This window comes from Pseudomonas sp. B20(2017) (assembly GCF_002113125.1).
Lineage (GTDB): Bacteria > Pseudomonadota > Gammaproteobacteria > Pseudomonadales > Pseudomonadaceae > Aquipseudomonas.
In genome coordinates, this window is the sequence record NZ_NEJP01000022.1 from 82,992 (window position 1) to 104,618 (window position 21,627).

Sequence of the window (21,627 nt, forward strand, 5' to 3'; positions counted from 1 at the left end):
ACTCGCTACGGCTATCGCGCCGGCGGAATGCTCTGCACCTTTGCCGCGCCATTGATCCGCCCAGCCAATTCTCCCGCCACCGGCCCCGGTGCCGGCCAGCGCATTACCGCGCCGGGCAATACGTAGCCGAGCAATCCCTCGGCCAGCGGTTTGCTTTGACCGCCCTGTGTGACGGCCACATCGGTCAGCCGCGCATGCACCGCGCCCTGATTGCGCACTTCCACATAAGGACGGCCCTCCACCGCTACCGTGCGCCAGCTCAGTTGCGGCAGGCCGATACCTTTGGGGTCACGCTGACGGGCACTGTCTTCCTTGCTCCACAGGCCCTCGCCATAGGCGAACAGCGGCACCGAGTAGCGCATCTGGAAGCGGATCGCCGCAGCGGTCTTGCCGTCTTCTGCAACGGGGGGCTGGGCCGAGGGGATTTCATCGATGATGATCCGGTACGCCAGCTCCTGACCTGGCGGCACGTCCTTGGTGCGGGTCAGGCGCACCAGTTGTTTCTGGCCCGGCTCGATCTTCGCCACCGGCGGGCTGCCGATCACCTCGCGCTGATTGCGGTATTGCTCTTCGAAACCGCTCTGGCTCCAGCCGAACACGCGGATCTGCAGGTTGGCGGTTTCCGTGCCGCGATTTTCCAGCCATAGCGCACTGGCCTGCTGATCGGCCTCCAGCACCGGATCGATCGGCCAGATCAGCACTGAACTGGCGGCCTCGGCCTTGAGCGACCCGAACATGACCAGCGCCAGCACGGCGCAACACACGGACGAATAGCGTGACGTGAAAAACCCCATAAACCTGCTCCTTGTCATTTCACATCACCACGACAGCTGCACCTGCAACACATCGCTGTATGTCCCCCCGGGCTGATTGCCCGGCAATTGCACCTGACCGTAGATCGGCAGACTGATGTTGTTCGCGTCGCTGTAGGCCACCGCCACACTCTGGCCGATGCCCAGACTCTGGCTGTATGCCGCATCGCGAAACAGCGCGTACGCCACCTTCGCGCTGCCTCCGCTGATCTGCATGCGTCGCCCGCCGCTGTTGTACTGGCCGCCATCGACCGTCATGTTCAGCGCCACCCCCGGTGTGCATTGCAGCGTGACGCCGCCGGTCAACGCGACCTGCACCGTGCCGGTGGCCAGCGCCGAACGCGAACCGAAATTCAGCCCGCCATAGTTCGATACGCCCCCTACCACCAGACAGCCCGGCGTCACTGTCGCACTGACCTGAAAACTCTGGCTGGTCACCGCCGCCAACGGCAGCGGCATGCTGCCCGCACACAGCAAGAGCAGCGCCGCACAACCCTGCCGGCCCATGGCACTAGAACGTCAGTTCAACGGAAATCGTGTCGGTGTAAGTGCCCGCCGGCAGCCCGGCCTTGCCCACCGCCTGACCGTAGATGTTCACGGTCTGCGCCACACCGGTGCTGGCGGCGAGGTTGATCACCCCATCGATGGCCAGCAATTGCGAGTGCCCGGCGTCGGTGTACAGGTCATACGGCACGTAGTTGGCAACGCCGTCGTACAACGCACGAGTACCGCCCGGCGAGAGCCCGTCATGGGCGCCGGCCCGGACCTTGACCGTCGGCGTGGTGCCGGCCGAGCACAGGATCGACAGCGCCCCGCCCCCGCCGCCCAGCACCTGCCCGGTAGCCGTGGTGAACAGGCTGTTGGCGGTGCCGAAGTTCAACACACCGAAGTTCAGCCCGGTAGAACCGCCGGAGCCGTTGACCTGGCAACTGCTGATCAGGATCAGGCTGGAGGTGATCTGGCCGGTGACCGTGGTGGCGGCATTGATGCTGGAAGCCAGCGTCAGGCCGAGCAACGACAAACCTATCCTTGATGCAATCGTACGCATGGTGTCCGTCCTCTACGGGGTTACCAGTCGAGCGTCACCGTCAGGGTGTCGGTATAGACACCGGCCGGTACCGCACGGGTGTTCGCCACCACCGAGCCAAATACCGGGATGGGTATCTGTGCGCCGCTGGTGACAGCGAAATTGTGTTGTTGACCGATGCTGTAGCTCTGGCTGCCGGAGGCATCGAGAAACAGTTGATAGGGGAGTGTCTGACGACCGTTGCTCAGGCGGCGTGTGGTGCCGTCGCCATGGGTGCCGCCGTCGATGGTCACGGTGAACCCGGTGACCGAGGGGTTGCAGGCGACATTGAGCTGGCCGCTGCCCGCTTCACTGAGGCTGGCCTTGATCGGTGCGTTCCAGGTCGGGCCCTGCTGGCCAAAATCGAGAGAACCCAGCCCGTCGACCGGACTGGCGGGGCTGGTGGCGTTGGTCACTTCGCAGCCGGCAATCAGCGTCAGCCGCGCAAGGATCTGCCCACTGACTGCCGCTGCCGCGACCTCGGTGAACATCAGCAGCATGACTGTGGCGATTACCCGCCCGTGTCTGCCCATCATTGAGCCCCTACTCCTTCAGGATCACTCGACCACTGCGCTCGTCAATGAACGCCCTTCCCTGCGCCACCCGGTTCCCCCGAATGGCTGAAAAACTCCGCGATCACCAGGTGACCGTCACTTTCACCAGATCCGAATATCGGCTGACCCGTGGCACTTCGGCCATTCGCTCGATCCGCCCGTATAACGGCAAGTCCACCGTGCCGCTGTCCGGCACCCGGCCACTGACCGGCACATCCACCAGCAGCGGCACCCGCCGCGCGGCGTCCTGATACAGGCGATAAGGAATCGGCTTGCTACCGGCCTCCCCCGCCATGTAGCGCACTTCGCCGACGCCACCGTGCAGGCCGCCATCGACGCGCAACTGATACGGGGTGTCCGGGTTGCACTCCAGACGCGGCAGGCGGGAATTGGTCAGCGCCGCGCCGAGTGGCCCGTCCTGGTCGCCGAGCCGCGCCGTGCTGCCGAAGTCGAGCACGCCCAGTTGCTCGATACCGGCCTCACGTTGCTGGCCGATCAACTGGCAACCTCGCTGCACATCGACCCGCACCTCGACCTGAAGGTCGGCGGCGTGGACCGGTATCGCGAGCCCGCCCAGCAATGCCCAGACCATCCCTGCATTCACCGCCCGTTCCTTGATGGCGACAGCATTTCTGTCGTTACAGTGTTTCAGGTTAGCAACGGACGCCGATTGCGCCAGTCGATTGGATCCAGCCACCCGCCGGGATTTGTTTCGAAAGGTTGGCAACACGTCGATTTAAAGTGTTGAAAAATCCTGTACACGCCGCAGATTGCTCTCCGGAAAAACGATAAAGCGCAGTGGATGCAAAACTACCCGTCTGGTTAAACTACGCCGCCGCGCTCGGGGGGAGCCGGCCCGATGATGACGGAGTGATTGCAGTGCCCGCCCGACCGCCCGAACGTTCGCGTCTGACCCAGCGCTGGTCAGCCTTGCGCCATCTCTTCGACAAACGCTCCGTTACAAACGCGGGCCAGTGCGCTGCCAGCGCGCAATCGATCCGTGACTATTTCCGGCAAAAGGCCCACGGCCAGGGCTATACCCTCAGTCACAGCCAGCAACGGGTCATCGATTGCATGGCGCAGCAGGCCGGCCTGATGTTTGGCACGCCTGCGCGAACCCCGCGCAGCCTGTATCTGCACGGAGCAGTCGGGCGCGGCAAGAGCTGGTTGCTGGACGGATTCTTCCAGGCATTGCCGACTCAGCAAAAACGCCGTCTGCATTTCCATGGATTCTTCGCCCAACTGCATCAAGGCATGTTCGAGCACCGCGACCGCGACGACGCCCTCGCCGTCACCCTCGATGCGCTGCTGATGGACTGTCGGGTGCTGTGTTTCGATGAATTTCATGTGCATGACATCGGCGATGCAATGCTCATCACCCGATTGTTCAAGGCGTTGTTCAAGCGCGGGATCCTGTTGCTGGTGACCTCCAATTACCCGCCCGAAGGCTTGCTGCCCAACCCGCTGTATCACGCGCGCTTCAAACCGGTGATCGACCTGATCAACGCGCGCATGCAGGTCATGGAAGTCGGCGGCCCGCACGATTACCGCAGCCAGGCGCGCCGGCATGAGCATCAGGTGTTCACCCAGGGCCATTACGTCTGGCCGGCCAGTCCGGCGCAGCGCCTCGCCTTGAACCTGCCGCCACTCGACGCCACACCGTTGCCTCTGGCGGTCGGCAGCCGGCATTTGCAGGCACGGTTGTGCGAAGGCCGGCGCGTCGGTTTTACCTTCAACGACCTCTGCGAACAACCCACGGCCGTGATGGATTATCTGGAACTGTGCCGACGCTTCGACCACTGGATCATCGATGAATTGCCGGAGCTGGGCGAATGCTCGATCGCCGCCCAGCAGCGATTCATCAACCTGATCGACGTGCTCTACGATCAGGACAAACACCTGACCCTGCTCGGCCAACGCCCGTTGCACGAAAGCCTCGGCGGTCAGGCGATCGATCTGGCCCGCACCCGCAGCCGACTCGGGCAATTGCGCGAAGTGCACGAACCGGGCTGATTTGCCGTTATCATGCCGCCCATTTCCGGCGCTCGGGCGCCTTCCAGATAGCGATCCTTTTCATGCACACCCTTGCACAACTGCGCGCCGGCGAACTGTCGGGCATCACCCGGCTGGATCTGGCCGAGGGCCTGACTGAATTTCCGCCGGAGATTTTCAACCTGGCCGAAACGCTGGAAGTGCTCAACCTCAGCGGCAATGCCCTGAGCAGCCTGCCGGATGACTTGCACCGTCTGACGCACCTGCGCGTGCTGTTCTGCTCCGACAATCAGTTCACGCAATTGCCGGCGTGTCTGGGCCAGTGCCAGGCGCTGACGATGATCGGTTTCAAGGCCAACCGCATCACTCAGGTGCCCGGCGCGGCGCTGCCGCCGAACCTGCGCTGGCTGATCCTGACCGACAACGCCATCGAAACGCTGCCTGCCGAACTGGGCGAGCGCCCGTTGCTGCAAAAACTCATGCTCGCCGGCAATCGCCTGCGCGCCCTGCCGCCGTCACTGAGCCAGTGCCATCGGCTGGAACTGATCCGCATCGCCGCCAACCAATTGACCGAGTTACCGCAATGGTTGCTGACCCTGCCGAGCCTGACCTGGCTGGCCTACGCTGGCAATCCGCTGGAAACCGAAGCCGATGCCGCCGCCCTCAACAAAGCGCCCCTGATCGACTGGTCGGCGCTGCAATTGGAGCAACGGCTGGGCGAAGGTGCTTCCGGGGTCATTTACCGGGCGCAGTGGCAGCCTGCCGATCAGCCGGCCACGCCGGTGGCAGTCAAGCTGTACAAGGGTGAAATGACCAGCGACGGTTCGCCGCTGCATGAAATGAACGCGTGCATCACCGCCGGGCTGCACCCGAACCTGATCCGCGTCGAAGGTCGCATCGACCGGCATCCCGATGACCAGCAAGGCCTGGTGATGCAGTTGATCGATCCGAGCTACCGCAATCTGGCCGGGCTGCCGAGCCTGGCGTCCTGTTCACGGGATGTGTATGCCGACGATTGCCGCTTCAGTGCCGACGTTGCCTTGCGCATTGCCCGGGGCATCGCCTCGGTCGCCGGGCATCTGCACGGTCATGGCATCACCCATGGCGATCTCTACGGACACAACATTCTGTTGAACGATCAGGGCGACTGTCTGCTGGGGGATTTTGGCGCGGCGTCGTTCCATGCCATGGCGGACACGCCTGAAACCCGTGCGCTGCAACGCCTCGAAGTGCGTGCTTTCGGGATTTTGCTGGGGGAACTGCTGGCGCGCATCGACTCGGGGTTGAGCGATGAACAGCGTCAGGCGCTGGAAGCCCTGGAACAGCGTTGCTGTCAGCCGGATGTGCTGGCGCGGCCGGGGTTCGGCGAGATCGTTGAGGTGCTGCAACAGTAATGACCGCTGCGCGGTCAATCGCGAGCAGGCTCGCTCCCACAATCGACTTGTATCAACCCTGTAAGGGGGGACAACACTGATCAAATGTGGGAGCGAGCCTGCTCGCGATAGGATGTTACTGACTCAAAAAATCAGCCGGCCAGACCAACGAACATGTCCTGCACGTCATCATGGTTGTCCAGGCCTTCCAGGAACGCCTCGACTTCTGCCATCTGCTCGGCACTCAGGCCGCTGACCGGGTTCTTCGGCTGGTAGCCCAGTTTGGCCGACAGCACGGTGAAGCCTTGTTCCGGCAGGGCTTTCTGCACGGCATCGAGGTCGGTCGGGTCGGTCAGGAACAGGGTCGCGCCCTCTTCGCCCGGCTCGAAATCCTGGGCGCCGGCTTCGATCGCGGCCATTTCCGGATCCGCATCCGGGGTGTCCGGCGACGCTTCGATCATGCCGACATGGTTGAAGTCCCAGGCAACGGAACCGGAAGCACCCAGTTGACCCTTGCGGAACGCCACGCGGATTTCCGCCACGGTGCGGTTGATGTTGTCGGTGACGCACTCGACGATCAGCGGCACCTGATGCGGCGCGAAACCTTCGTAGGTCACGCGATGGTACTGAACGGTTTCGCCCAGCAGGCCAGCACCCTTCTTGATGGCGCGGTCCAGGGTTTCCTTGGGCATCGAGGCTTTCTTGGCCTGTTCGACCACCAGACGCAGGTGTGCGTTGGTGGCGGTATCGGCACCGTTTCGCGCAGCAATGGTAATTTCCTTCACCAGTTTGCCGAAGATCTTGCCCTTGGCGTTGGCTGCCGCTTCTTTGTGTTTAACCTTCCACTGTGCGCCCATTACTCACTCTCTTGATCTGTGGCGCCGAGACATCTATTGGCCGACGCATGGCGCCAAGTTTATACGGCCTAAAGTCGGCAATCGACCAAAAAATCCGATGCGCATCGACATCTTCTACGCGCCTTGTAGGGCGATTCTGAAAAACCGGTTTGCCACGTCCATTCAACGTCACGTTTTCGTACCCTCTGTGGCCCGTATTGCCTGAACAGAGCCCGCCCGAATGCTCAATGACAAGGAAAGTCCGTTTTCGCTGACCCTCGCCGAAGGCGGGATAAGCCTGCCGGTCCTGCGCTTCAGCGGTCATGAAGCGCTGAATCAGCCCTATCGGTTCGAGATCGAAGTCATGGGCCTGGCGCCCGCCTGGTCACCCGGCACACTGCTGCATCAGGCGGCGTTTCTGCACCTGGATGACGACCACGGGATTCACGGCATCATTCAAAGCGCCAGTTGCGAACACCGCGCAACGCACCGGATCGCCTACCAACTGGTGCTGATGCCGCATCTGCAAGCGCTGGAGCAACATCCCGTACGCCGGGTCTTCACGCAACTGAGCGTGCCGGCCATCCTTGAACAACTGCTCAGCGAACATCACCTGCCCGCCGACAGCTATCGGATCGAGATGACCGTCGGCCACTACCCGCCGCGCCCATTCTGCATTCAATACGAAGAAACCGATCTGGCCTTTTTGCAACGGCTTTGCGAAGAGGAAGGCATTCACTATCACTTCGAACATCAGCCGGACGGCCATGTAGTGGTGTTCGCCGATGACAGCCTGAGCCTGCCGCAGCAACCGACGGCGATTGCTTTCAACACGCAGATCGATGCGCCGGCAACCGGCCTCAGCAGCCTGTTCCAGCGCCATGAGGCGGTGCTGCCTCAGATTCCTGCCGGAGTGCGTGAGCGAGGGTATTCGATTGCGGGCCACGACGCTGCCAATCACACGCTGGGCAGTGCCATCGCCCCACCGGGATTTCTGCCGACTGCGCAACGTCACGCGGCCCAGCGCAGTCGTCGCCTGCTGGAACGTCAACGCTGCAGGTCACGCTCGATTCAGGGCCGCAGCGATTGCCCGCGACTGCTCAGCGGGCGCCTGGTGCAAGTCATGGAGCACCCGGTGAGCGCGTTCAACGAGCAGTGGCTGATCACCGATTTGCGTCATCAGGGTCAGCAACCTTCGATTCTCGATCCCGTGCCGACAGTTCGCCGCTATCACAATGACTTCACAGCGCTACCTTGGTCGACCCCGTTTCGCCCGCCGCCGAAACAACTGCGTCCGGGCATTCCGGGGTATCAGCCAGCGCAAGTGCTTGGCGCTCCGGGGCAACCGGCGCAAGTGGACGATCAGGGGCGGATCGCCGTCCGGTTATGGCCTGACCACCCTGATGCCAGCGCAAACGAAGGGCTGTGGTTGCCGGTGGTCATGCCCCACGTCGGCGGCGGCCTGCCTCGGGAAAATCTGCCCTGCGCCGGCAGCGAGGTCTGGGTAAGTTTTCTCGACAGCGATCCCGACCGGCCGATCCTCTGCCTCGACGCCTGCCGCCCGCGAACGTCGCAGCCCACGGAAACCGAGCCTGACGACGACCTCTTGCTCGACTGGCTGCTCAACCACTCCGCCCCGCCCCGTTGACCATCAACCTTTGTCAGCCTTGCCCGCTGCAGCAGCAAATTTCGCCAGACGCACATCAAGGTGCCGGGGCCGCCGACCGTGATCCTCGGCGCGCTCCTTGCGGCGAATGGCGTTGCGCACCATCAGTGAGCCGAGGTAACGGATCGGTTCCGGCGGAAAGTAACCCAGCGGTCCGTTGACCAGCGGCGAACGCGTCCACGGGTTGTCGAGGCCTTGCACCAGCGAAGCGAGAATCTGCCCGCCCATGTGGCACGGTCCGACGCCGCTGCCGGAATAGCCGAAACCGTAGAACACGTTGCCGCTGGCACTCATCTGGCCGAAGAACGGCAGGCCGGTGACCGAGCGATCCGAGGGGCCGTTCCAGGTTGCGTCGACTTTCACATCGGCGAACGCCGGGAAAAAGTCGTCGAGGCTGCGCTTGAGCAACCCGGTATAGGGCGATGGCTGATCGAACACCGGCAGCATCCGCCCGCCGTAAGCGAAGGTATTGCCGCCCTTGCCGAGCATGATCCGGCCGTCCGGGGTGTTGTGGTAGTAGTGCACGAAAATCCGCGAATCGAGCACGGTGACGCCGCTGGTCAAACCGATTTCCTGCAACAGATCCGGACGCGGTTCGGTGATCAGCATGTCGCTGGAAACGATCGCCACGCTGCGCTCGAACTGCGGAAAAGCACGGGCCATCCACGCGTTCATCGCTAGCACCACGCGGTCGGCAGTCACGCAACCATTCGCCGTGTGAAGGCGCGCCGGACGGCCCTCTTCCAGCCCGGTCATCGCCGTGCCTTCATGAATCCGCACGCCCTGTTGCAACGCTACCCGGCGCAAGCCACGCACCAGTTTGCCCGGCTGCACGCTGGCGGCGGCCGGCGAAAACCACCCCTCCAGGTGTTTTTCCGAACCGGCCATGCGCTGCACATCGGCGACCGGCCGTTGGGTAAACGAGTTGATGCCGTTGCGCTCCAGCGCCGCAATCACCGCAACTGTGGAGCCGCATTGCGCCCGGTTGGTGGCGGTGTAAAGCGTGCCGTCCAACCGGTAATCAGCATCGACGCCGTACTGCTCGCAGAACTCGCCGATGGCGTGGATGCTGCGCTCCGATTCCTTGACCAGCCGCACCGCTTCCTCGACGCCGAACAGTCGCTCGAGGGTGAAATACTTTGCCGACCAAGACAGCGCACAGCCGCCATTGCGCCCACTGGCGCCGGCGCCGCAGATGTCGGCTTCGATCAGCAACACATCGAGTTCAGGGTTCTGCTGCTTGAGCATGATCGCCGTCCACAACCCGGTGTAACCGCCGCCGACGATGCACACGTCGGTGCGCACATCGCCTTGCAGCGGCGGGCAAGGTTCGGACGAGTCGAGCTGCAAAGCCTGCTCCAGCCAAAACGGTCTCATGAAAATTCTCCAGTCAGTCGGCCACGGCACAGCCTGCCGCGAGTGCCGCAGCAGGCCGCGAGGCAGGGTTTATTCAGTTACGCAGGGGTTTGATGGTCAGGGCACGATTGGGCACGTAGGCACGTGGTTCCATGACGCCGACCGGGCGGCTGTTCCAGTGCGGAATCAGCACCAGCGCCGAGAACAGCGCGCAACCGGCGAACACGATGAACACGGTCACCGAGTCGAAGTAGCCCGGCAGCAAACCACCGAGCACCGCACCGACCGAGCCGCAGCCGTTGACGAATCCCGCCGCCGTGGCGCCGGCCTTGGCCTTGCCGAAATCGATCGCAGCCGCGCCGCTGATCATTGAGTCCGGGCCGTACAGGGTCAGGCCCATCACAAACAACAGTGCGACCACCAGCATGACGCTGCCGGTGTGCAAGGCGCCCATGAACAGCGCGAGGGTCACGGTCAGCGCCAGCAGACTCAACACGCAGGCCGGCATGCGGCGGGCGCCGAACAGTTTGTCCGAGGCCAGGCCGATCATGATCGGGCCCAGCAGCCCGGCCAGTTCAAACGCCGTGGGAATGATCGCCGCGCCGACCTTGCCGACTGAAGGCATCTGTTCGAACACGATCACCGGGCCCCACAGCAGAATTGCGTAACGCGCCGGTTTCAGCAGGAAATACGCCAGACCCAGCACCAGCACCGTGCGGTTACGGAGGATTTCCTTGAGCGGTTCCCAGACACTGAGTTTGCTGTTGGCTTCGGCCTCTTCGGCACTGATGACCGGTTCCGGCTCCACGGCAGGCAGGCCGACGTCTTCCGGTTTGTCGCGCTGGAAGATGAAGAACAAAACCGCCACCACCGCGACCACCGCAGCGCTGGAAATGAACGCCGCATGCCACGAACCGATCAGCGTGTAAGCCCACCAGCCCGCGAACGGCGACGCCACCAGACCGCCGAATGCATAACAGGAACTCCATAACCCGAGCACTCGCCCGCGCTGTTCGGAGGGGAAGAAACTGCCGAGGTTCTTGCACAACCCGGACCAGCCGGTGGACTGCGCCAGCCCCTGAATCAGCATGCAGGTGGCGAAGATCGGCAGCGTCGCGAAGCTGCCCATCACCAGCGCCGCCGCAGCGGAAATCAGCAAACCACCGAGCACCACAACCCGTGGGCCGAAGCGGTCGGCGAGCATGCCCCAGGTGAACTGGCCGATGGCGTAGGCCGCCAGGTAAATCGCGTCGAGGTTGGCCATGGCCATTTTGTCGAGGGTGAAGCTTGGGTCTTCGGCTATGCCCAGTTTGGCCACCGAAAAGGCTTTGCGGGTGAAATAGAACGCGGCGTAAGCGAGCCAGGTGACAGCGAAGATCTGCATGCGCCAACGCGCAATGGTGCCGATGTGCTTGTTCATTGTGGTTCTGACCTCAGGGTGTGAGTGTGCCGGCAGAATCGGTAAGTAAACGCCTGTGTTTTTTATTGTTGAGCACTGCGATATCACCCCGTCCCTTCGGCGATACCGGTCAGATGAGTCCTGATGTTGCACGCACAGGCTCATGGCCAGCGTCGCTGCCCGACCGGGCAGTCAGCGTTGGCGTGAGCGGATCAAAGCAATTACTGTTTAATAAATAAAATCGATTTATCGTATTTCACACATAAGCTCAGCTTGTTACTGGAGTCAGCGATGTCTGTTTCCCACGCCCAGCTCAAAGCCTTTCACGCCGTGGCCGTACACGGAAGTTTCACCAAAGCCGCCGAACGGCTTTATCTAACGCAACCGGCGATTTCCGACCAGGTGCGCAAACTCGAAGAACGCTTTGGTGTGTTGCTGTTTCATCGCAACAAGCGCTCGGTACGCCTGACGGATCTCGGCGAGCGCTTGCTGGCGATCACCCAGCGTCTGTTCGTGGTTGAAGCCGAAGCCCAGGAGTTGTTGCAGGAATCCCAGGCGTTGCAGACCGGCAGCCTGATTCTCGCGGTGGATGCGCCGGTGCATGTGTTGCCGCAGATCGCCCGGTTTTGTGAGCGCTATCCGGGGATCAGCGTGAAGATCGAGACCGGTAACACCGATGAATCGCTGTTTCGACTGTTCAACTATCAGGCGGATCTGGCGTTGCTCGGGCGTGATGTGAGCGATGAACGCCTGTTGTGCGTGCCGCTGCGCAACGATCCGATGGTGGCGTTCGTCTCGCGCCATCATCCGTGGGCCGAGCGTGAATCGATCTGCCTGGAAGATCTGGACGACACGCCGCTGGTGCTGCGCGAACACGGCTCGGTGACCCGCCAGACCCTGGAAGAAGAAATGGCCCGCGCCGGTTTCCGCATCCGCCCGGCGATTCAGGTCGAAGGCCGGGAAGCGGCGCGGGAGGCGGTGGTGGTGGGAATTGGCGTGGGTGTGGTGTCGGCGGCGGAGTTTGGTGCGGACTCACGGGTTTGCGCACTGCCGATCACCGATTGCACCCGCCGATTGACGGAGACGCTGGTGTGCCTGCGCGAGCAGAGTTCGCGGCGGGTGGTGGCGACGTTTCTCGAGATGGTGCGCGAAAGCCTTGCGTAGTCAGTTCCGGCCCCTTCCCGAGCAAGCTCGGTCCCACACTGGAGCCGCGGCGTGCACAAACCCTGTGGGAGCGAGCTTGCTCGCGAATGGCCGCGATACGGTTATCAGGTGGGGGTCAATCCGAAAAACGCCTGAATCAACCGCAACTCCCGCCGCCGCTCCACGCAGCCGATCATGTGCCGGTTCACCAGTCCTTCTCCCGCAATGGGAATCGCGACGACACGGGGGTCATGACTGACTTCAACCGACGACACCACCCCAACCCCCAGTTCAGCCGCCACCGCCTCCGTCACCGCCTCACGACTGTCCAGTTCCAGCAACACCCGTGGGCTGACCGGCGCCTGCGCACAGGCCTGATCAAACGTGCGCCGGGTAATCGAACTCGGCTCGCGCAACACCATGATCACCTGATCCAGCTCCTTGAGCCTGACCTCACCGCTACGAGTCGCCCACGGATGTCCCGCCGGCACCAGCGCGCAGATCCGCGATTCACTCAATGCTTGCAGATGCAGCCCTTTGCGCGGCTCGACCTCGGTCAGCACCGCCACGTCGGCGTGCTCAGACAACAACGCCGCCAAGGTTTCCTGAGCATTGCCCAACCGCAGATTCACCGTGATCCCCGGATAGCGCGCCCTCAGGCTGGCGAGCATCGGCATGACCATGTGCGGACCGTCCGCCGCCACCTCAAGGCGCCCGGTCAGCAATTGACGATTGGCCTCTAGCAGCGCCTGAGCCTCTTCGGCCATGCCGAACATCGCCCGGGTGATTGCCGCCAGTTTGGTGCCCTCCTCCGTCAGTTCAACTCGGCGCGCCGTCCGTCGCAACAGCGTGATCTGGTAATGCTCCTCCAGCGCCTTGATATGCCCGGTGACCGCCGGCTGGCTGATGAACAACCGCGCGGCTGCACGGGTGAAGCTGCCTTCCCGGGCCACGGCGTCGAAGGCGCGGAGCTGGAACAGGTTCATGGATAACCCTCACTGATGACTGGCATAACAACAAACAATTTGATTGATGATCCGCCGAATTGCAACGTAGGCCCCGTAGCTTCATCCCACAGCGCTATCGCGAGGACACACGAATGAGTACTGCCGCACCCATCCTGCTCACTCCCGGCCCGTTGACCACCTCGGCCCGCACCCGACAGGCGATGATGGTCGACTGGGGTTCATGGGATGACCGCTTCAATCAGCTGACCGCCAGCTTGTGCGAACAACTGCTGGCGATCCTCAACGGCGCCGACAGCCATCACTGCGTACCGTTGCAGGGCAGCGGCACCTTCGCCGTCGAAGCCGCGATCGGCACCCTCGTTCCCCGCGACGGCAAGGTGCTGGTGCTGATCAACGGCGCCTACGGCAAGCGTCTGGCAAAAATCTGCGAAGTGCTGGGGCGCTCGTTCAGCACCTTTGAAACCGCTGAAGACGAACCGACTACCGCCGCCGACGTCGACCGCCTGCTGCGCGCCGACGGCGACATTACCCACGTCGCGCTGATCCACTGCGAAACCAGCACTGGCATCCTCAATCCGCTGCCGGAAATCGCTCAGGTCGTCGAACAGCACGGCAAACGCCTGATCATCGATGCCATGAGCTCCTTCGGCGCCTTGCCGGTGGATGCGCAAAAAGTCCCGTTCGACGCGCTGATCGCCGCCTCCGGCAAATGCCTGGAAGGCGTGCCGGGCATGGGTTTCGTGTTTGCTCGCAAAGAATCGCTGGCCGCAGCCGCCGGTAACTCGCATTCGTTGGCGATGGATCTGTTCGACCAGCACAGCTACATGAAGAAGACCGGCCAATGGCGCTTCACCCCGCCGACCCACGTGGTCGCGGCGCTGCACGAAGCCCTGCTGCAATACAACGAAGAAGGCGGCCTGCCGGCGCGGCATGCGCGGTACGCCGCCAACTGCCAGGCGCTGATGGAAGAGATGGGCAAACTCGGTTTGCGCAGTTTCCTGCCCGCCGCAATCCAGGCGCCGATCATCGCGACCTTCCATGCACCGAAAGATCCGCGCTACCAGTTCAAGGACTTCTACGAACGGGTCAAGGCCAAGGGTTACATCCTCTACCCCGGCAAGCTGACCCAGGTCGAGACCTTCCGCGTCGGCTGCATCGGCCACGTCACCCCGGCGCAGATGCGCGAAGCCGTCGCGGCGGTGGGTGAAGTGCTGCGCGAGATGGAAGTGCTCGATATTTAAGCCACCCACTGTGGGAGCGAGCTTGCTCGCGAATGCGGTCACACATTCAACCTAGATGCCAACTGGCACGACGCCTTCGCGAGCAAGCTCGCTCCCACAAGATCACCAAATTTTCGAATTGCGTGTTATCACAGGAATCTTTGCCATGAACTACAACAACCCAACCCAGCTGCAAGCCGCCATTCTCGACTGGGCCGGCACCGTGGTCGACTTCGGTTCTTTCGCACCGACCCAGATCTTTGTCGAAGCCTTCGCCGAGTTCGACGTCCAGGTCTCCATCGAAGAGGCCCGTGGCCCGATGGGCATGGGCAAGTGGGATCACATCCGTACCTTGTGCGACCAGCCGCAGGTTGCCGAGCGCTATCGCAAAGTGTTCGGTCGCACCCCGACCGACGATGACGTGACCGCGATCTACAACCGCTTCATGCCGCTGCAGATCGAGAAGATCGCCGAGCACTCGGCGTTGATCCCCGGCGCGCTGGAGACCATCGCCAACCTGCGCCAGCAAGGGATCAAGATCGGTTCCTGCTCCGGTTATCCGAAGCAAGTGATGGACAAGGTTGTGGCACTGGCCGCCACCAACGGCTACATCGCCGACCACGTCGTCGCCACCGATGAAGTGCCGAACGGCCGCCCATGGCCTGCGCAAGCGCTGGCCAACGTGATTGCCTTGGGCATCGACGATGTCGCCGCCTGCGTGAAGATCGACGACACCGTGCCTGGCATTCTCGAAGGCCGTCGTGCCGGGATGTGGACCGTGGCGCTGATCTGCTCCGGCAATGCGTTGGGCCTGGATTACGAAGGCTATCGCGCACTGGGCAGCGACGCGCTGGCCAGCGAGCGCAAGCGCATTCACGCGCTGTTCGAAGGTTCGCGCCCGCACTACATGATCGACACCATCAGCGATCTGCCGGAAGTGATTGCCGACATCAACAAGCGCCTGGCCAACGGCGAGATGCCGCAAAGCAGCTGATTGCATCCATCGCGGCAAACAAAAACACCAGTGTCTGCCCGACACTGGCGTTTTTTCATGGGTGTTTTCAGTCAAATCGCTGATTCAGCTCAGTGAAAGCTTTTTTAGCCTCGGGCAAACGCGCCAAAGGGGATTACAGTTAAGGCATGCCGTCGCAGAACGGCACGCTTGAGCCCTGAACCGTGAGGAACGCCGTATGCCGTGGACAAATTCCGAATCCCGTTACAGCACCGTGTCGATCCTGTTGCACTGGCTGATGCTGGTGCTGTTGGTGCTGGTGTACGCCAGCATGGAATTGCGCGGGCTGTTTCCCAAGGGCAGCGGCGGCCGCACGCTGATCCGCGAAGTGCATTACATGCTCGGGCTGACCGTGTTCGTGCTGGTCTGGTTTCGCCTGTTCGCCCGCAGTCTGGGCCCGGCGCCGAAAATCTTCCCAGCCTCGCCACAGTGGCAAACCGCCCTCGCACGCTTGATGCATTGGGCCTTGTACCTGTTCATGATCAGCATGCCGATCCTTGGTTGGCTGATCACCAGCGCCGAAGGTCATCAGGTGATGTTCTACGGTTTCGACCTGCCGTTGCTGGTGAGTGAAGACAAGGTGTTCGCCAAAGATGTCGAGCACTGGCATGTGCTGATCAGCACCATCGGCTACTGGCTGATCGGCCTGCATGCGTTGGCGGGGATTTATCACCATTACGTGGTGCGGGATAACACGCTGCTGCGAATGATGCCCAAGCGTAGCCAGGGTTAACCGTCGAAGCCGCGCCGGCCCTGCAAGCCGCCGGTGTGGACGAAGATCAAGCGTGAACCCTGGGCAAAGCGGCCCGCCTCGATCTGTTGTTTGAGCGCCAGCAAGGCTTTGCCGGTGTACAGCGGTTCGAGGGGAATGCCGTTGGCCTGTTCGGTTTGCGCGATGAATTCAAGCAGCGCCGGATCGATCTTGGCGAAACCGCCACGGCTGGCGTCGATCAGCTCATAGCCTCCCATCTCACCGACAATTGCCTCGACATTGGCCGCGACGCCGTGATCGTCGGGCACGGCCATTGCGCCGTACACCGCATGTTGTCCGGCCTCGGCCAACACCAGTCCCGCGAGCGTGGTGCCCGTGCCACAGGCCAGCCACCAACCGTGGTAGCTGTCCCAGCGGAGCTTGCCGAGTTGTTGACTGGCCTGATCCTTCAGTGCCGCGCAACCCTGCGCGCCCGGCAAACCGCCGCCCCCTTCGGGCACCGGATGCAGCGTCGGATATTGCTCTCGCCACGGCTGCCAGAACCCCGGCTCGTGCCGCGCCCGATAGCCGCCGTAACCGAGCCAGTGCAACTGCATGCCGAAATCCTGCAGATCCCTGACCGTCGGCGTGTCCTGCGGATGCCCGCGCAACAGGCCGACGGTTGAGAATCCCAGGCGCTTGCCCGCAGCCGCCAGTGCATGCAGATGATTGGAGTGCGCACCGCCCAGGCTGATGATGCCTTCGGCGCCCGCGCGGTCGGCGGCCTTGAGATGTTCGACGAGTTTGAACCACTTGTTGCCGCTGATCAGCGGATCGATCCGGTCGAGGCGCAGGATCGCGACTTCAATGCCGGCGGCGGTGAGCCAGTCCAGATGAAAGGGATCGAGGGGGGCTTGAGGGAGCCAGTCTGCGGGGGGAAGAAGCATGGGTGACTTATCATTCTGGACAGAGCCAGCATTCTAGTCGCTCAAAGGACGCCATCGCGAGCAAGCTCGCTCCCACAAGGTTCTGCTGAGCTCACAACATCTGTGAACGACGCAAAACCTGTGGGAGCGAGCTTGCTCGCGATGGTCATCGGCACGCTGAACCTGGTTGCCGCGTTACAGCTCGGCGGCCAGACGCGAACCCTGATTGATCGCACGTTTGGCATCCAGCTCGGCCGCCACATCGGCGCCGCCGATCAGGTGCACGTTCTGCCCGGCTTCGACCAGACCGTCATGCAGCTCACGCAGTGGATCCTGGCCGGCGCAGATGACGATGTTGTCCACCGGCAGCACTTGCGGCTCGCCGGTTTCGCCGATGCGGATGTGCAGGCCTTCGTCGTCGATCTTCAGGTATTCGACGCTGTTGAGCATCTGCACCTGCTTGTTCTTCAGACCGGTACGGTGAATCCAGCCGGTGGTCTTGCCCAGGCCGTCTCCGACCTTGGATTTCTTGCGTTGCAGCAGGAATACGTCACGGGCCGGTGGGTGCGGTGCAGCCTTGATCCCGGCCACGCCACCACGGGCTTCCAGATTCGTGTCGATGCCCCACTCTTTCCAGAACGCAGCGCGATCCTGACTGGTGGCCACGCCTTCATGGACGAGGAATTCCGACACGTCGAAACCGATACCGCCGGCACCGATCACCGCCACACGCTTGCCGACCGGTTTGCGCTCGAGCAGCACGTCCAGGTAGCTCAGCACTTTGGCGTTCTCGATGCCCGGAATCGCCGGCAGACGCGGTGCAATACCGGTCGCCAGAATGACTTCGTCGTAACCGCCCTCGACCAGTTTTGCCACGTCGACGCGGGTGTTCAGGCACACCTCGACGTTGGTGGTCTGAAGTTTGCGTTTGAAGTAACGCAGGGTTTCGTAGAACTCTTCCTTACCCGGCACGCGTTTGGCGACGTTGAACTGCCCACCGATCTCGCTGGCCGAATCGAACAAGGTCACTTGATGCCCGCGCTCGGCGGCCACGGTGGCGGCGGACAGACCGGCAGGACCGGCACCGACCACGGCGATCTTCTTGATCTGCTTGACCGGCAGGTAGTTCAGTTCGGTCTCGTGGCAGGCACGCGGGTTGACCAGGCAACTGGTGAGCTTGCCGCCGAAGGTGTGATCGAGGCAGGCCTGGTTGCAGCCGATGCAGGTGTTGATTTCGTCAGCACGGCCTTCGGCGGCTTTGTTGACGAAGTCCGGATCCGCGAGGAACGGCCGCGCCATCGAGACCATGTCGGCATCGCCTTCGGCGAGGATCTGCTCGGCGATTTCCGGGGTGTTGATGCGGTTGGTGGTGATCAGCGGAATCTTCACCGAGCCACGCAACTTGGCCGTGACCTTGCTGAACGCCGCACGCGGCACTTTGGTGGCGATGGTCGGGATCCGCGCTTCGTGCCAGCCGATGCCGGTATTGATGAGGGTCGCGCCGGCCTGCTCGATGGCTTTGGCCAGGGTGACGATTTCTTCCCAGGTGCTGCCGCCTTCCACCAGATCGAGCATCGACAGACGGAAGATGATGATGAAGTTCGGGCCGACCGCTTCACGCACCCGGCGAACGATTTCCACCGGCAGGCGCATGCGGTTTTCGTAGCTGCCGCCCCAACGGTCGGTGCGATGGTTGGTGTGGGCCGCGAGGAACTGGTTAATGAAATAACCTTCCGAGCCCATGATTTCCACGCCGTCGTACTCAGCGGTCTGGGCCAGTACCGAGCAGGTGACGAAATCGCGGATCTGCTTCTCGATGCCTTCCTCGTCCAGCTCTTTGGGCTTGAACGGGTTGATCGGCGCCTGGATGGCGCTCGGCGCGACCTGTTTCGGGCTGTAGGCATAACGGCCGGCGTGGAGGATCTGCATGCAGATCTTGCCGCCCGCATCATGCACGGCGCGCGTCACGATGCGGTGCTTGAGCGCTTCTTCCTCGGTGGTCAGCTTGGCCGCACCGGAATACACCCCGCCCTCGTCGTTCGGACCGATACCGCCGGTCACCATCAGGCCGACGCCGCCACGGGCACGCTCGGAGAAGTACGCCGCCATGCGCTCGAAACCGCCCGGCTTCTCTTCGAGGCCGGTGTGCATCGAGCCCATCAGGGTGCGGTTGCGCAACGTGGTGAATCCCAGGTCCAGCGGGGCCAACAGGTGCGGGTATTGAGCGGCGGTCATCGTTAACTCCACAGCGAGCGATCACGGAAAATGCGGGAGCTCTGCGTCCCCCGTCAGTCATGTTCGACAGATTAGGAGTCGCATCGCTGTCACTCAATGACCGTAACTGACAAGTTATTGATCCAAATGCGCAGCGCCCCTTGGCAAGCCGGGGCTGGCGCCCTACCCTGTCCGCACACCCTGTACCCGGTTGTTGTTGGATTTCATGCGCAAACTTCTGTACCTGACTTTTTCCATGGCGCTCATCGCCGCGCTCACTTTCTACGCCATGTGGGCGGCTGACCGCCCGGCCGGTCATTACCTGTCGGACCTGCGGATCAAACTCGCGGTCGATCAGGGCACGCCCGCCGACCGTGGCAACCTGTTGGGTATCCAGCCCGAGCTGTTCCCCACCGATTATCAAAGCCCCGAACGCCTGCACCGCAAGCTCGCCGCCTATTTGCAGCAGGCGCAGGATCAGGGGCTGTTGAATGACAAAACCGTGGTCATCCTGCCCGAGCATGTCGGCACCTGGCTGATGATCAGCGGCGAAAAAGACGAACTGTACCAGGCCGCCACCCTCGCCGAAGCGATGAACTGGCTGGCGGCGAGCAACCCGGTGCAATTTGCTCGCGCCTGGCTCACCGCCAAGGGCAGCAGTCGTCTGGATGATGCGCACCTGCGGATGAAGTCCCGGGACATGGCCAAGGACTATCAGGCGCTGTTCGGTGGCTTGGCCAAGGAATTCCAGATCACCCTGGTGGCCGGCTCGATCGTGTTGCCCGAGCCGAACATCACCGACGGCCGGCTCAAGGCCGGCAGTGGCGCGCTGTACAACAGCACGGTGGTGTTTGGCCGTGACGGCGCCCCGCTCGGCCAGCCACAGCGGCAGATGCGCCCGATCTTCGATCAGGATGATTCCAGTACCCGCGAGGCTTCCCGGATCAATGTGGTCGACACTCCGGCCGGACGCCTCGGCGTGTTGATCGGCAACGACAGCTGGTATCCGGACAACTACCGCAAACTCGACGAGCAAGGCGCACAGCTGATCGCGGTGCCTGCGTTCGTCGTCGGTCATGGCGTTTGGGATCAACCCTGGAAGGGTTACAAAGGCTTGAGCGTGCCCGACTCGGTCAGCCTGAAACCGGGAGCAGTCAGTGAAGGCCAGGCCTGGCACCAACTGACCCTGACCGCGCAACCGCCGGCCAGCAAGGCGCTGGCCGGCATGAGTGTGTTTCTGCGCGGGCAGTTCTGGGACAAGCCGAGTTCCGGGCAAAGCTTCCTCAGCAGCAACGGCCAGCAGTTCGCTGACAGCGAAGCCCGTGGCGCGCGCCTGCTGAACCTCTGGTTGTAACCCATGAAACTGCAGCCGATGCGCCTCGGGGATCTGTCAGTGGGCTTCGTCCACAGCCTGGCCGATGCCGTGCGCAGCCACGACGTCGATCCGCTGCCATTGCTCGAACAGTACGGCCTGGATGCCGCGCGCCTGGCCGAAGCCGGGGCGCGTCTGTCAATCCCGCGCTACATGCGCCTGGGGCATGGCGCGATCCAGCTGACTGGCGATCCGGCATTGGGTTTGCGAATGGGCCAACTCAGTCGCCTGAGCCAGGCCGGCCTGGCCGGTGTGACCGCCGCGCAGGCCCCGACCGTGCGCGAAGCCGCTCGCTGCCTGACTCGTTTCGAACCCTTGTACGGCTCCAACTATCGCGGCCAGTCGAGTTTCCACGAAGACGCCAGCGGTGCGTGGCTGCGCTTCTACTCGATCAGCCCGTACAACGCTTACAACCGCTTTGTGGTGGATTCGATCATTGCCGGCTGGCTGCATCAGTTATCCAGCGTCAGCCCCGAGCCCTTGCGCGCCGAGCGGATCGAAATCGAATTCGACGCCCCGGACTATCGCGACGCCTACACCGTGCTGGGCGAGTGCCCGATCCAGTTCGGCGCCGAGCATAATCAACTGCGCCTGAGTCTCACCAGCCTGGCCCAACGCAACCCGGAGCATTGCCCCAGCACCTGGAAACATTTGCTCGGTTTGTGCGAACGGGAACTGGAGCAATTGACCCGCACCCGCAGCCTGCGCGAACGCATCACGCAATTGCTCGGGCCGTTGCTCAATGGTGGTCGCGAACCGGACCTGGAAGAAGTGGCGGCACGCCTGAAGCTGCCGACCTGGACGTTACGGCGAAAGCTGGCCGAGGAAGGCACGCAGTTTCGCGCGATCCTCAATGACACTCGCCGTGATCTGGCGATGACCTACATCCGCGACACCGAACTGGCATTCGGTGAAATCGCGTACCTGCTGGGGTTTGCCTCGGCCGAAGCTTTCCAGCGCGCCTTCAAGCGCTGGAACGGCCAGACACCGGGTGAGTTTCGCCGCAGCCACCGCAAAACAGGCTGAC

The 21,627-nt window shown here is 62.7% G+C and carries 20 protein-coding genes; 9 read left to right on the plus strand and 11 right to left on the minus strand.

Annotated elements, in window-relative coordinates:
• Window positions 1-11 precede the first annotated feature (11 nt).
• The 5 genes from CAF63_RS25840 to CAF63_RS25860 form a co-directional block, all read right to left on the minus strand.
• Complete coding sequence (locus CAF63_RS25840) at window positions 12-794, minus strand: molecular chaperone (protein ID WP_085690070.1); 783 nt, start codon at window positions 792-794, stop codon at window positions 12-14.
• Window positions 795-818: 24 nt separating this feature from the next.
• Window positions 819-1,319 carry a spore coat U domain-containing protein gene (locus CAF63_RS25845; protein ID WP_085690072.1) on the minus strand — a complete coding sequence of 167 codons (501 nt, stop codon included), beginning with the start codon at window positions 1,317-1,319 and terminating at the stop codon, window positions 819-821.
• 4 nt (window positions 1,320-1,323) lie between these two features.
• A complete protein-coding gene (locus CAF63_RS25850; RefSeq protein WP_085690074.1) occupies window positions 1,324-1,860 on the minus strand; it encodes a spore coat protein U domain-containing protein in 537 nt (178 codons plus the stop codon).
• Window positions 1,861-1,880: 20 nt separating this feature from the next.
• Window positions 1,881-2,414, minus strand: a complete 534-nt coding sequence (locus tag CAF63_RS25855; protein WP_085690076.1) for a spore coat U domain-containing protein — start codon at window positions 2,412-2,414, stop codon at window positions 1,881-1,883.
• Window positions 2,415-2,514: 100 nt separating this feature from the next.
• Window positions 2,515-3,024, minus strand: a complete 510-nt coding sequence (locus tag CAF63_RS25860) for a spore coat U domain-containing protein (protein ID WP_085690078.1) — start codon at window positions 3,022-3,024, stop codon at window positions 2,515-2,517.
• A 287-nt stretch (window positions 3,025-3,311) separates the two neighbouring features.
• Here CAF63_RS25860 and zapE point away from each other — a divergent pair, with 287 nt between their 5' ends.
• Window positions 3,312-4,445 carry a cell division protein ZapE gene (zapE, locus tag CAF63_RS25865; RefSeq protein WP_085690080.1) on the plus strand — a complete coding sequence of 378 codons (1,134 nt, stop codon included), beginning with the start codon at window positions 3,312-3,314 and terminating at the stop codon, window positions 4,443-4,445.
• Between the two features lie 62 nt (window positions 4,446-4,507).
• Window positions 4,508-5,818 (plus strand): leucine-rich repeat-containing protein kinase family protein, encoded by a 1,311-nt coding sequence (locus tag CAF63_RS25870; protein WP_085690082.1) that lies wholly within the window; start codon window positions 4,508-4,510, stop codon window positions 5,816-5,818.
• A 131-nt stretch (window positions 5,819-5,949) separates the two neighbouring features.
• Here the strand turns inward: CAF63_RS25870 and CAF63_RS25875 are convergent, their stop codons facing one another.
• Window positions 5,950-6,654, minus strand: a complete 705-nt coding sequence (locus tag CAF63_RS25875; RefSeq protein WP_027614601.1) for a YebC/PmpR family DNA-binding transcriptional regulator — start codon at window positions 6,652-6,654, stop codon at window positions 5,950-5,952.
• A 220-nt stretch (window positions 6,655-6,874) separates the two neighbouring features.
• On the opposite strand from CAF63_RS25875, the gene CAF63_RS25880 reads away from it, so the two are divergent.
• Window positions 6,875-8,281: a type VI secretion system Vgr family protein gene (locus tag CAF63_RS25880; RefSeq protein ID WP_085690084.1), complete on the plus strand. Its 1,407-nt coding sequence runs from the start codon at window positions 6,875-6,877 to the stop codon at window positions 8,279-8,281.
• A 3-nt stretch (window positions 8,282-8,284) separates the two neighbouring features.
• Here the strand turns inward: CAF63_RS25880 and CAF63_RS25885 are convergent, their stop codons facing one another.
• Together CAF63_RS25885 and CAF63_RS25890 are read right to left on the minus strand one after the other, a co-directional pair.
• Window positions 8,285-9,682 (minus strand): FAD-dependent oxidoreductase, encoded by a 1,398-nt coding sequence (locus CAF63_RS25885; RefSeq protein WP_178081325.1) that lies wholly within the window; start codon window positions 9,680-9,682, stop codon window positions 8,285-8,287.
• 67 nt (window positions 9,683-9,749) lie between these two features.
• Complete coding sequence (locus CAF63_RS25890) at window positions 9,750-11,075, minus strand: MFS transporter (protein ID WP_007951542.1); 1,326 nt, start codon at window positions 11,073-11,075, stop codon at window positions 9,750-9,752.
• Between the two features lie 270 nt (window positions 11,076-11,345).
• Between CAF63_RS25890 and CAF63_RS25895 the strand changes: the two genes are divergently transcribed.
• On the plus strand, window positions 11,346-12,218 hold the full coding sequence (locus tag CAF63_RS25895; RefSeq protein WP_085690088.1) for a LysR family transcriptional regulator: 873 nt from the start codon (window positions 11,346-11,348) through the stop codon (window positions 12,216-12,218).
• Window positions 12,219-12,322: 104 nt separating this feature from the next.
• On the opposite strand, the gene CAF63_RS25900 is transcribed toward CAF63_RS25895, so the two are convergent.
• Window positions 12,323-13,183, minus strand: a complete 861-nt coding sequence (locus CAF63_RS25900) for a LysR substrate-binding domain-containing protein (protein WP_085690090.1) — start codon at window positions 13,181-13,183, stop codon at window positions 12,323-12,325.
• A gap of 113 nt (window positions 13,184-13,296) precedes the next feature.
• Between CAF63_RS25900 and CAF63_RS25905 the strand changes: the two genes are divergently transcribed.
• From CAF63_RS25905 to CAF63_RS25915, 3 genes are all read left to right on the plus strand, one after another.
• Window positions 13,297-14,406: a 2-aminoethylphosphonate--pyruvate transaminase gene (locus CAF63_RS25905; protein ID WP_085690092.1), complete on the plus strand. Its 1,110-nt coding sequence runs from the start codon at window positions 13,297-13,299 to the stop codon at window positions 14,404-14,406.
• 145 nt (window positions 14,407-14,551) lie between these two features.
• Entirely contained in the window at window positions 14,552-15,379 is an 828-nt protein-coding gene (gene phnX, locus CAF63_RS25910; protein WP_085690094.1) for a phosphonoacetaldehyde hydrolase, read from the plus strand.
• A gap of 196 nt (window positions 15,380-15,575) precedes the next feature.
• Entirely contained in the window at window positions 15,576-16,130 is a 555-nt protein-coding gene (locus CAF63_RS25915) for a cytochrome b (protein WP_085690096.1), read from the plus strand.
• Here CAF63_RS25915 and CAF63_RS25920 read toward each other — a convergent pair.
• Both CAF63_RS25920 and CAF63_RS25925 read right to left on the minus strand, forming a co-directional pair.
• A complete protein-coding gene (locus CAF63_RS25920) occupies window positions 16,127-17,035 on the minus strand; it encodes a 1-aminocyclopropane-1-carboxylate deaminase/D-cysteine desulfhydrase (RefSeq protein ID WP_085690098.1) in 909 nt (302 codons plus the stop codon). The two genes, CAF63_RS25915 and CAF63_RS25920, sit on opposite strands and share 4 nt — an antisense overlap.
• A gap of 174 nt (window positions 17,036-17,209) precedes the next feature.
• Window positions 17,210-19,249, minus strand: a complete 2,040-nt coding sequence (locus CAF63_RS25925) for an NADPH-dependent 2,4-dienoyl-CoA reductase (RefSeq protein ID WP_085690100.1) — start codon at window positions 19,247-19,249, stop codon at window positions 17,210-17,212.
• A gap of 205 nt (window positions 19,250-19,454) precedes the next feature.
• On the opposite strand from CAF63_RS25925, the gene CAF63_RS25930 reads away from it, so the two are divergent.
• Window positions 19,455-20,582, plus strand: a complete 1,128-nt coding sequence (locus tag CAF63_RS25930; protein ID WP_085690102.1) for a nitrilase-related carbon-nitrogen hydrolase — start codon at window positions 19,455-19,457, stop codon at window positions 20,580-20,582.
• A 3-nt stretch (window positions 20,583-20,585) separates the two neighbouring features.
• On the plus strand, window positions 20,586-21,626 hold the full coding sequence (locus CAF63_RS25935; protein ID WP_085690104.1) for an AraC family transcriptional regulator: 1,041 nt from the start codon (window positions 20,586-20,588) through the stop codon (window positions 21,624-21,626).
• Window position 21,627: the final 1 nt, after the last annotated feature.